The sequence below is a fragment of the Maribacter sp. genome, from assembly GCF_049667165.1.
In the GTDB taxonomy this organism is placed as follows: domain Bacteria; phylum Bacteroidota; class Bacteroidia; order Flavobacteriales; family Flavobacteriaceae; genus Maribacter_A.
Genome location: NZ_JBATHS010000006.1, coordinates 1 through 11,886, shown reverse-complemented (window position 1 = coordinate 11,886; position 11,886 = coordinate 1). Strand labels below are relative to the sequence as shown.

At 44.6% G+C, this 11,886-nt stretch carries 8 protein-coding genes and 1 pseudogene; 5 read left to right on the top strand and 4 right to left on the bottom strand.

Features of this window, described 5'->3' with window-relative positions:
- The 4 genes from WBM98_RS00185 to WBM98_RS00170 form a co-directional block, all read right to left on the bottom strand.
- Nucleotides 1-668, bottom strand: a 668-nt coding sequence (locus WBM98_RS00185) for a DUF1501 domain-containing protein (protein ID WP_424363987.1), incomplete at its 3' end; no start/stop codon positions are given.
- Between the two features lie 2 nt (nucleotides 669-670).
- Nucleotides 671-3,004 (bottom strand): PSD1 and planctomycete cytochrome C domain-containing protein, encoded by a 2,334-nt coding sequence (locus WBM98_RS00180; protein ID WP_424363986.1) that lies wholly within the window; start codon nucleotides 3,002-3,004, stop codon nucleotides 671-673.
- 234 nt (nucleotides 3,005-3,238) lie between these two features.
- Nucleotides 3,239-3,946, bottom strand: a complete 708-nt coding sequence (locus WBM98_RS00175) for a LytR/AlgR family response regulator transcription factor (protein ID WP_424363985.1) — start codon at nucleotides 3,944-3,946, stop codon at nucleotides 3,239-3,241.
- Nucleotides 3,946-5,076 (bottom strand): sensor histidine kinase, encoded by a 1,131-nt coding sequence (locus WBM98_RS00170; protein WP_424363983.1) that lies wholly within the window; start codon nucleotides 5,074-5,076, stop codon nucleotides 3,946-3,948. Before WBM98_RS00170 ends, WBM98_RS00175 begins: the two co-directional genes overlap by 1 nt.
- Nucleotides 5,077-5,232: 156 nt before the next feature.
- On the opposite strand from WBM98_RS00170, the gene WBM98_RS00165 reads away from it, so the two are divergent.
- The 5 genes and pseudogenes from WBM98_RS00165 to WBM98_RS00145 form a co-directional block, all read left to right on the top strand.
- Nucleotides 5,233-7,482 (top strand): GH92 family glycosyl hydrolase, encoded by a 2,250-nt coding sequence (locus WBM98_RS00165; RefSeq protein ID WP_424363982.1) that lies wholly within the window; start codon nucleotides 5,233-5,235, stop codon nucleotides 7,480-7,482.
- Nucleotides 7,483-7,488: 6 nt separating this feature from the next.
- Entirely contained in the window at nucleotides 7,489-9,369 is a 1,881-nt protein-coding gene (locus tag WBM98_RS00160; protein WP_424363981.1) for a sodium:solute symporter family protein, read from the top strand.
- Nucleotides 9,370-9,402: 33 nt separating this feature from the next.
- The gene (locus WBM98_RS00155; RefSeq protein WP_424363980.1) at nucleotides 9,403-10,365 is read left to right on the top strand and encodes a glycosidase; all 963 of its coding nucleotides are present in this window, start codon (nucleotides 9,403-9,405) and stop codon (nucleotides 10,363-10,365) included.
- A gap of 11 nt (nucleotides 10,366-10,376) precedes the next feature.
- A complete protein-coding gene (locus WBM98_RS00150) occupies nucleotides 10,377-11,456 on the top strand; it encodes a carbohydrate-binding family 9-like protein (RefSeq protein ID WP_424363979.1) in 1,080 nt (359 codons plus the stop codon).
- Between the two features lie 100 nt (nucleotides 11,457-11,556).
- Nucleotides 11,557-11,886: pseudogene (locus WBM98_RS00145) on the top strand (GH92 family glycosyl hydrolase); the annotation flags it as partial.

Sequence of the window (11,886 nt, the reverse complement as noted above, 5' to 3'; positions counted from 1 at the left end):
TATAACGGCTGCCCATTGGGCCGACCGGATCCTCTTGACAATAATACAGTGAAAGCAGGCAGGTTTTCATTTTCACTGCCCAGCCCATAACTCAGCCAGGAACCGATACTTGGCCTACCCGGTTGTTGTGATCCCGTCTGAAAAAAGGTAACCGCGGGATCATGGTTGATGGCCTCGGTATACATGGATTTTATAAGACAGATATCATCTGCCATTTTCGCCGTATAGGGAAGCAGGTCACTGATCCAGGTTCCGTTTTTGCCGTGTTGTTGAAAACCGAATTGGGAACCTACCAAGGGAAATTTATCCTGTCCGGAAGTCATTCCGGTCAATCGCTGTCCATTTCGAATGGATTCCGGCAATTCTTCCCCTCGCCGTTGGTTCAATAAGGGTTTGTAGTCAAAAAGTTCTAATTGGGAAGGTCCCCCACTTTGAAACAGATAGATGACTCTTTTGATCTTCGCCGGATGGTGCAATGAATCCAGGATGCCTTTGGTCCCCGTTTGGCCATTATCGGCGGTAAGAATACCGGCGGGACTTTTTCTGAAAAAACTACTCCCAAAAAGGGAGGCCAAGGCCACACCCCCGACCCCTAAGGCCGTTTTGCCCAAAAATGATCGTCTATTAAGGATCAAGGACCTTTCTTCAAGAATTTTTTTCTCGCTCATTGTTATCCTCTGGTTATGGTTTCATCCAAATTCAGGATGGTATGTACGGTTAGTGATAGGGCTGCCCATTCCTCCGTGGGCACCTGCTCCTTGGTCCTGAAGGCCCCGATCGATAAATAGTCTGCTGCGATGATTTCCCCAGCTTTGATTTTTAGGAGGGTTTGTTCATAATAGTCCTGCAATAGGGCCAACTCATCTTCATCGGGCAAGCGGGACGTCGCTTTTTGGAACAAGGTGGCTATTTGGTTTTTTACATCTTTTTGGTGTGCTTGTATTTCGTGGAAGGCCATTACGCGGGCTGCCTCGATTCGTTGGGGATCGTTCAAGAGCACCAATGCCTGCAAGGGGGTATTGGTCTGCTGCCGCTTTACGGAGCATAGATCCCGTGAGGAGGCATCGAAGGTCATCATGCTCGGGGGTGGTACCGTGCGTTTCCAAAAGGTGTACAGGCTTTTACGATACAAGTCGGTACCTTCGCCCTGCACATAGGTTGCGGTAGTACCGCCGCCACCGCCCGTGGTTTCTTCCCAAATTCCTTCGGGCTGATAGGGTTTAACACTAGGGCCACCGATTTCTTTGCTCAGAAGTCCGCTCAATTGCAAGGCTTGGTCGCGTATGGTCTCTGCTGGCAGCCGTAATCTTGGGGCGTGGGACAACCATTTGTTTTCTGGATCTTTTTGCAATATTTCCTCGGTCACCTGGGTACCCTGCTGATAGGTATCGGATAGGGCCATATATTTCAACATCTTTTTCAGATCCCAACCTTCCTCCTGCAATGTAAGGGCTAGAAAGTCAAGCAATTCAGGATGGGTAGGCAAGGCGCCTTGGTTGCCAAAATCAAACGAAGTGCGTACCAACCCTGCACCGAACATACGTTGCCATAGTCTGTTGACAGCGACCCTAGCCGTTAACGGATGGTCTTTATGGAACAGCCATGTTGCCAATCCCAACCGGTTTTTGGGCAGGGTCTCTGAAAATGGCAATAAGGATTCGGGGGTATTAGGGTATACGCGTTGGGAAGGTTGGTCATAGACCCCACGATCCAGAATGAACGATGGCCGAGGTTCTTTCATCTCTTTCATGACCATGAGGGGAATCTCCTTTTTGTCACTCTTCCCAAAATTGATAAAGTCATACACACCCTGTTGCTCCTTTTCTGAAATGATCATATAGGGTTCGGGGGTTTCCGTTTGATTCGAGATCAACCCTTTTTCATCGATGTTATTGAAAAAACTAAAGAGTTCAAAATGATCTTGTTGACTTATGGGGTCGTACTTATGATCATGGCAACGGGCACATTCCAACGTAAGCCCTAAAAAGGCGGTGCCAAAGGTTATGGTGCGGTCTTCTACATATTCCACCCGATATTCTTCGGGAATCACGCCCCCCTCATAGGTGATCTTATGGTTTCTGTTAAAGCCCGTGGCCAAAATCTGTTCTTTGGTGGCATTGGGTAAAAGGTCCCCGGCCAGTTGATAGGTCACAAAGCTGTCGTAGGGCATGTTTTTGTTGAAGGCATGAATGACCCAATCGCGCCAGGGCCACATGATCCGTTCAAAATCATCTTGATACCCGTGGGTATCGGCGTATCTGGCAATGTCCATCCATTCTGAGGCCATGTGTTCCGCATAGTCCATGGTATTCAAATACTGGTCTATCATTTTTTCGTAGGCCTGGGGGGAAGTATCCTTTTTGAATTGTTCGATCCGTTCAATACTTGGCGGAAGGCCTGTTAGATCGAACGATAACCGACGCAGGAGCTTTTCTTTTCGTGCAGGTGCACTAGGTGATAGTCCATTTTCCTCGAGTTTGGCCAAAATGAAGCTGTCGATTTCATTGGACCCCCACGAGGAATTGTCAACCTTGGGAAGATCTGGTTTTTCAGGGGCGATAAAGGCCCAATGTTCTTTGTATTCCGCCCCGTCTTCAATCCATTGGGTCAATATTTTCTTTTCATACGCGGTCAATTCCAAATTCGACTCCGGTGGGGGCATTAAGACATTGGGGTCTTTTGAATGAATGCGTTTAATAAGTTCACTGCGTTCAATATCGCCCGGTACAATGGCGAAGTGGTCTTTTTTCTCACCAAGGGCCGCGTAGGCATCTTCCGCTGTGTTTAACGAAAGGCCCCCTTCAATGGCGTTTTTATCAGGACCATGGCATTTAAAGCACCGATCTGAAATAATGGGTTTTACATGAAAGGTAAAGTCGACCTTGTCGGGGATTTTGGGGCTCCCAGATGAACCCTCCATGGCGACTTCTTGGGGACTTTCATCCTTGCAGCCCAAAGAAAGAACAAGAAGTAATGCAGAACAGGATAGAAAGATTCTTACCATTGACCTTGTGCGTATTCCCATTTTATGTGCTATGAAATTGATATGATCCAAAGGTGTCCTTACCGATTATGGAGTGACATACTCCCATTTCCCAAGGACAGCATTGCTCCCATTAACATCGGAACTTATTGCTGGTATTGCAATAATATTCGACTAATGACGGCTGTTGAAGGGTGAATACGAAGAATTTAGGCAAGTCGTGACATGAGGGCCATAGTGCCTGGGGTTGCCTTGCTATATGGAATTATTCAATATTTTTGCCTTTACATCATTCAAATAACTTCTTCCAATGGTGTATCGGGTGTTATCTATTTCAAGGCTGTTTCCTTCGACCACCTGTACCTTGTCGATGCTAATGGTAAATGATCGGTGTATGCGTATAAATTGATCCGCTGGCAATTCTTCGGTAAAACTGCTCAAGGTCTTATGCACGATATATTTGCCCGTGGTCGTTTTGATCCGGATATAATCCTTTAAACTTTCGATAACCACGATTTCGTCTAGGTAGATCTTTTGCAATTTCTTTTTGTCGACCTTGACGAAAATACTCGGATGCTCATGGTTACTACCTCGATCACTGTGGTGCTGTTTTAGTTTTAAGATGCGATTGATCGATTTAAGGAACCTGGGAAATGGTATGGGTTTTACCAGATAGTCGATTACCTCAAGTTCAAAACTCTCCAAAGCGAACTCCTCATGGGCTGTTGTAATGACTACCATGGGGGCTTCATGCAGTGTTTTTATGAACTCAAGTCCGTCTAGGATAGGCATATGGATATCGAGGAAAATAATGTCAACCTCATGGCTTTGCAAAAAAGTGGATGCGTCAACGGCATTGGAGAAGGTGCTTATCAACTGCAATTCCTTTACTTGCGCTACATAGTTCTTGAGTATATTGATGGCCAACGGTTCATCATCAATGATAATAACTTTTAGTTCCATTATACCTTTAACTTTAATTCAACATTGAATGTATTGTTTTTCTCAAATATGTTCAGGTCATAATCATTCTGCTTATAACCCAGTTCAAGCCTTTTCTTGACATTCGATAGCCCAATACCACCTCCACGGGGATATGAATTGCCATGATTCCTTTTTTTCGGGATGGTATTCGATACCCTGAAAAAAAGTTCGTCCCCTTCTACCTTGATTTCGATATCGATATGCATTTTCCCGATATTTTGACTGGCGCCATGCTTAAAGCAATTTTCGATAAGGGGAATTAGTAACATCGGGGCAATCTTTTTATGCTCCAGACTTCCTGAAAGCTGCATATCCACTTCAAGGGAATCGTCAAAACGTATGCGTTCCAAATCGATGTAATTCTGTATGCAGTCAATTTCGTTGGTCAGATCCTGTCGCTGCTCATTGGTGGCATAGAGAAGATAGCGCATCAATTCGGAAAGTTTTAGGATCACTTCGGGGGCCTTGTCCGATTTTTCCAAGGTTAGGGAATAAATATTGTTCAATGTATTGAAAAAGAAATGGGGGGAAACCTGTGATCTTAAAAATTTCAATTCTGTAGTCAATTGCCTTTTCTCCAAATTGTGCAACTTATTGTTTTCCCGAAGCCAATCAGCGGTTATTTTTATGGCCGTCACAAAAGAGACCACATACAATTCCCCTAACATGGTGGTAATCGCATAGTTCATGGTCAATGTATTGACCACTTCCGCTGATTCGGGCATTACGTTGGTACTTACCAAATAATAGGTAAGATTGAATTTCACCAAAAGCATTACCAAAAGGGACCCCAAAACCAAAAAGGTGTATGCAACGTATTTTTTGTTGTATACGAATTTAGGCATGAGGTAATACACATTAAAATACGAGAGCGCGATATGTATCGGAAAACCGATGAGGTTGGTTTTTAGGGAATAGAGCCAGTCATCATGAATACTTCCCCAGCGTAAGGTGTTGAAAATAAAATAGATAGCCCAAAAGATAATATGGTGCTTATAGGAGATCCCATAATCGTTCGAAGCGCCCTTACCAAAAAAACCATCAAGCCTCTGGTTTAAGTCTTGCTGATATTGGTTTTGGTTTAAATCCTTTTTAATGACGTTGGGCATTGGTTCATTGTTGTTGGTCTAAAAATGTTCCGATTATAATAAAAAGGGGCAACATTTAGTAGGTACAATTGGGGGGCAAGTTACTTATTTTTTAGATTATGAGGGTACATTTGAGTAGCCTAGGTATAAACCCCAACCCACAAAACCAACCAAAAAATGAAAAAGCGCGTTGTTTTAGTTCTAGTTTTATTGGGTCTCATTTCATCATGTGCCGAAAATGGGAACATTGCCGATTCAAAAAACAGTAGTGATTATGTAGATCCTTTTATCGGAACCGGTGGTCATGGGCATACCTATCCTGGGGCGACGGCACCTTTCGGCCGCGTACAGCCCAGTCCAGATAACGGTACCGCCGGGTGGGACTGGTGTTCGGGCTATCATATTAGTGACTCCATTATTTCCGGGTTCGCACAATTGCATTTGAGTGGTACCGGTATTGGCGATCTATCCGATGTGCTCTTAATGCCGACAAATGCCGCGGTAGACCTTCAGCGTTTTGGAAAAACAAGGGATTCATTGCCCTATACGTCCCATTTTTCACATGGGGAAGAAGAAGCTTCACCTGGCTATTACAGCGTACTGTTGAAAGAACCCAACATACAGGTTGAACTTACAGCGAATGATTATGTGGCCTACCATAAATACACCTATCATTCGGCGGACAAACCTTCCTTTATAATCGATTTAGGATATGCCGTAAATTGGGATAAGCCGGTTGATTGTGCATTGAAATTGGATAGCGATGGTCAAATCGTGGGGCATCGTTTCAGTACCGGATGGGCCAAAAACCAAAAGGTGTTCTTTGTCATTCAAACCTCAAGTCCGATCGTTGGGCAAAGCTTGATCGGGGATACCCTGGAAGGGGGAAATGTAACCGAGGCAAAGGGAGTCAAGGCCGGTGGGCAGTTCTTTTTTAAAGAAGGTATTGGCAGTGTAGAAGTGAAGATAGCGGTATCATCGGTAAGTATCGCCAATGCCAAGGAGAATTTACGCCTTCAGGGTATCCAAAATTTTGAGGAAACACTTACGAATACCAAAGGGGAATGGCGCAACCTATTATCAAATATCACAGTGGAAACACCTATCGATTCCTTGAAGACCATCTTTTATACCTCCCTCTATCATACCCAAGTGGCACCCACCCTTTTCAATGATACGAACGGGGAGTTCAGAATGCAGAACGATAGTATTGCAAAGACCGATTTCCAGATGTATTCTTCCCTGTCACTTTGGGATGTTTTTCGTGCCGAAACCCCATTGCTCAGTATTATGGATCCCAATCGTCTCGACGATATGGTGAAGTCTATGTTGGTGTATTATGACCAAAGTGGGGTTTTGCCCGTATGGGTATTGTCCGGCAATGAAACGGGAACCATGCCAGGGTACCACTCGGTCTCGATAATCGCCGAAGCCATTTTAAAAGGCCATGATGCCTTTGATGTGGGGAAGGCGTATGAGGCCATGAAGAAGACCATGATGGGCGATGAGCAGGGGTTGGAAGCCTATAAGGAATTTGGGTATATCCCTTTTGAGGTTATGGACCAATCCGTTTCCATAAGCCTTGAATATGCCTATAATGACTGGTGTGTGGCCCAAGTAGCAAAAAAATTGGGAAATGAGACTGACTACGGGTATTTTATGGAACGTTCCAAAGCCTATCAGAATTTTTACGACGTTAGTTCGGGGTTTTTACGGGGTAAATCAAAAGATGGCAAATCCTTCCATGAGCCTTTTGACCCCAAGGCTTCCAATCATATAGAGGATACCGATTATACCGAAGGTAATGCTTGGCAGCACAGCTGGTACGTGCTGCATGACGTAGCAGGGTTGATTGACCTGCATGGTCGACAAGAGCCTTTCGCCCTTATGGTAGAGCAGCTTTTCACCGAGGATTCCGATTTAAGCGGCCATAATGTTTCTCCCGATATTTCAGGGCTTATAGGACAATATGCACATGGCAATGAACCTAGTCACCATATCGCCTATATGCTGAATAAGGCAAATGCCCCGTGGCGAACACAATATTGGGTGCGCGAAATTCTGAATACCCAATATAGCACCCAACCCGATGGATTGAGTGGCAACGAGGATTGTGGACAAATGTCCGCCTGGTATGTCATGAGCGCTATGGGTATCTACCCCATGAACCCCGCTTCAGGGGAATATGAAATTGGAAGTCCACTGTTCGAAAAGACAACGATAAAGCTACCTAATAATAAGACTTTCGTGATTTCAGCCCCCAATACCTCCCGAGAGAATATCTATGTGCAATCCGTGACCTTTAATGGTGAAAACGTGGCAACTACCTACATTCGCCATGAAGACATTATGGCGGGGGGCACGCTCGAATTTGAAATGGGTAATACACCGAATAAGCTTTGGGGTGTACAAACGACAACTAAATAAGTATATATGAGTGTAATAGATATTTCTATAATTCTCCTGTATGTGGTCCTTACCCTAGCTGTCGGTATATGGGTGTCCAAAAGAGCATCTAAAGGCCTAAAATCATACTTTCTTGGGGGGAATGGTATAAAATGGTATTACCTTGGATTGAGCAATGGTTCGGGCATGTTCGATGTTTCGGGTACCGCTTGGATGGTCGGCATTCTATTCTTATATGGGGTAAAGAGTTTTATGTTCATGTGGTTATGGCCCGTATGGAACCAGATATTCATCATGATGTTCCTAGCGGTCTGGATTCGAAGATCCAATATCATGACCGGTTCGGAATGGATGTTGACACGTTTTGGCGATGACCGTGCAGGCAGGGCTGCCCATAGCATCGTTGCGATTTTTGCCGTAGTGGCGGCGGTAGGGTTCATATCCTATTTTTTTGAAGGGGTAGGCAAGTTCATGACCATCATCTTACCCTGGGACCTTACCTGGCAGATCGGTGATTCCGTTTTGCTCTTCTCAGAGCAATCCTATGCCTTGATCATCATTGGTTTAACGACATTATATACGGTAAAAGGGGGGATGTTCTCCGTGGTGGCCACCGAGGTGCTGCAATATCTTATAATGGTCTTGGCTGGTATTCTTGTCGCCGGATATGCTTTCTATCAGTTTTCCGACCTACAGATCAATGCCATTATCTCGGAAGAATGGAAGAATGTCTTCTTCGGTTGGGAGTTGGACACCCATTGGAGTGACCAATATGCTGCTTTTAATAAGCTGATCGATTCCGAAGGCTATAAAATGTTCGGGGCCTTTATTGGCATGTCCCTCTTTAAAGGATTTTTTGCCAGTATCGCCGGACCTACCCCTGGTTTCGATATGCAACGAATCTTGTCGACGCGAACCGTTAAGGAAGCCGCTTATATGAGTGGTTTTACGGCCTTGGTGCTCTATATTCCCCGATACCTGCTTATCGCTGGGATCGTGGTCATTGCCTTGGTGGTTTTAGGTCCTGGTATGGCTGCCAATCCCGGATTGACCGGGGCAGAGCTTGAAGTGTTGTTGCCAAAGGTCATTAATTTCCATGTCCCCGTTGGCATCAAGGGTCTTTTGTTGGCAGGCTTGTTGGCTGCTTTTATGAGTACTTTTTCCGCCTTTGTAAATGCGGGTCCGGCCTATATCGTAAATGACATCTATAAAAAGTATTTTAAGCCCGAAGCCACTGATAGGCATTATATCAAGGCGAGTCATATTGCTTCGATCGTTGTGGTCTCCTTGGGTGTGTTTATGGGCTTTTTTGCAGAGTCGATCAACTCGCTCACCCTTTGGATAACCAGTGCCCTTTATGGCGGTTATGTAGCCGCGAACTTTTTGAAATGGGTATGGTGGCGCTTTAATGGGTGGGGGTATTTCTGGGGTATGGCCTCGGGTTTGTTCATCGCGACCTTGCAATTTATTTTAGATCAGAACAAGACTAACTTCGAAGTGGGGACATGGCTGTATGATTTGGCCCAGATACCGGCCATCTATATCTTCCCGGTGATATTCGGGGTATCGTTATTAGGGTCTTTCTTAGGGACCTTCCTAACCCCTGCAACACCTATGGCAACCTTAGGAAAGTTCTATGCAAATGTACGTCCCTGGGGCTTTTGGAAGCCCGTCGTGAATGCGCTGAACAAAGAGGGGGGTGTCACCGTTCAAAAGAATAATGAATTTTGGAAAGATATGGCCAATTGCGGTGTGGGTATTGTGTGGCAATCAAGTATGATCGTCCTGCCCATTTATTTTATGTTCAGGGATTACCCGAAAACCTGCATGGCTTTGGGTATTTTCATAGTGACCTCCATTATCCTGAAATATACGTGGTTGGACAAAATTCGAAAAATACCCAACTAAGTAGGTATGATTGACTTTAAATAAACGAAAAACATGAAAATTCCTTGGCAAGATAAACCTGATCATTGTACTGATGTTCTTTGGCGGTATAGTGAAAATCCGATCATCAACAGAAACGATATACCTTCATCGAACAGTATTTTCAATAGTGCCGTAGTCCCTTTTGAAGATGGCTTCGCAGGGGTGTTTAGATGCGATAATAAAGCGGTGCAGATGAACATTTTTGCGGGCTTTAGTGCAGATGGGATCAATTGGACTATAGATCACGATCCCATTACCATGAAAGCGGGTAATACAAAAATGATCCAATCTGATTATAAATATGATCCCCGCGTAGTTTTTATCGAGGATCGCTACTGGGTAACGTGGTGTAATGGATATCACGGACCGACGATCGGAATGGCCTATACCTTCGATTTTAAGGAATTTTTTCAATGTGAGAATGCCTTTTTGCCCTTCAATAGAAATGGGGTGTTGTTTCCCGAAAAGATCAATGGCCGGTACGCCATGCTAAGCCGCCCCAGTGATAATGGCCACACCCCTTTTGGTGATATCTATGTCAGTTTCAGTCCCGATATGAAATATTGGGGAGAACATCGATGTGTTATGAAAGTGACCCCTTTTGAGGATAGTGCCTGGCAAAGCTGCAAAATAGGAGCAGGGACGGTCCCGATCCGTACCAGTGAAGGTTGGTTGATTTTTTATCATGGGGTTATCAATACCTGTAATGGGTTTCGATATTCAGTGGGCTCGGCGATTTTGGATATAAATGAACCGGACAAGGTAAAATATAGGACGCAGCCCTATCTTTTGGCACCTATCGAATTGTACGAACAGGTCGGCGATGTACCCAACGTTGTATTTCCATGTGCGGCCTTGCATTCCATTGAAGCCGATAAGGTGGCCGTGTATTATGGGGCGGCCGATACGGTTACGGCGGTGGCCTTTGGGCATATTTCCGAAATCATCGAATTCACCAAGAAAAACAGCCTCTAAACGGTTACGCTATGAATAGGTATTTAGACAATAAGAAAATCGTAAGTCTCGTTCTTTTTCTTCTTTATGCCGGATGTGTTTGGTTGGCGGCCCAAGAATCCCCACGTCACTATATCACCTATAAGGCGATCGATCAAATAAATATCGATGGTCAGGATTATGAAGCATCATGGCAAAAGGCGCCGTGGAGTGATGCGTTTATCGATATAGAGGGAAAGGAAGTGCCTACCTACAAAACACAAATGAAAATGTTGTGGGATGATACCAATCTCTATGTCTATGCCAAATTGGAAGAACCACACGTTTGGGCAACTTTGAAAAAAAGGGATACGGTCATTTTTTATAACAATGATTTTGAGATATTCATTGACCCCGACGGGGATACCCACAACTATATGGAATTCGAGATGAATGCCCTGAATACGCTATGGGACTTATTCTTGACCAAGCCCTATAGAAACCATGGCAAGGTGCTCGATAGTTGGGACATGCAAGGGATTGAAACAGCGGTTCATGTAGATGGCACGTTGAATAATGCAAGCGATGTGGATAAAGGGTGGAGTGTCGAAATTGCAATTCCCTGGGAGGTTTTGAAAGAAGCCAATGCACATAATAACCTGCCGATCAATGAATTTTGGCGCTTTGGCTTTTCAAGGGTCAATTGGCAATTTGATCTGACCGAGGGCAGGTATACACGAAAGAAAGATGCCCAGGGCAAGTATCTTCCCGAAAACAACTGGGTATGGTCGCCCCAATGGGTCGTAAATATGCATGTACCTGAAAAATGGGGCTATGTGTATTTTTCAGAAAAGGAGGTTGGTGCCAAGGATGTTTTTACGATTCCGGAAGACGAACATGTGAAATGGTATCTCTATGAACGCTATCGGGATTTGATCGATGAGAACAAACGACAAGTGACGTGGAAAAAGGCAGACGGACAGCTAGTTGGTGCTTCTAAAACTATCCTTGGAAAAAAAATAGTTCCAGTGTTGGAAAAGTATAAAAATGGGTTTGTTCTCTTTACAAAAAGCCCCTTTACTGGGAAGACGTTGATGATTAAGGATGATGGTAAATTTATAAGTGTTGATTGAGACTGCAATTCATAAATATAAAACGCTTTTTTTTGGGATAAGGAAGTTGTGCTATGCAACTTTAGTAGCCCTTTTGCCCCTTGCTGCATGCGAGCAGGAGATGCCTAAGGAAGTCAAGGAGAACCTTAGCCAGTTTGTGAATCCGTTTATCGGCACAGATGGTCCTGGCAATACCTATCCCGGGGCAACTACACCTTTCGGAATGGTACAATTAAGTCCGGATATCGGTATCCCAGGATGGGATAGGATTGCCGGTTATTATTATCAGGATACCATCATCACCGGGTTTTCCCATACCCATTTGACAGGTACGGGGGCAGGCGATTTATACGATATTTTGGTCATGCCTTCCAATAGTCGGTCTTCAAAAAGAATCACCGAGAATGGCTTTAGGCCCTATTCCACCTTCAGTCATGAAAAGGAAATAGCC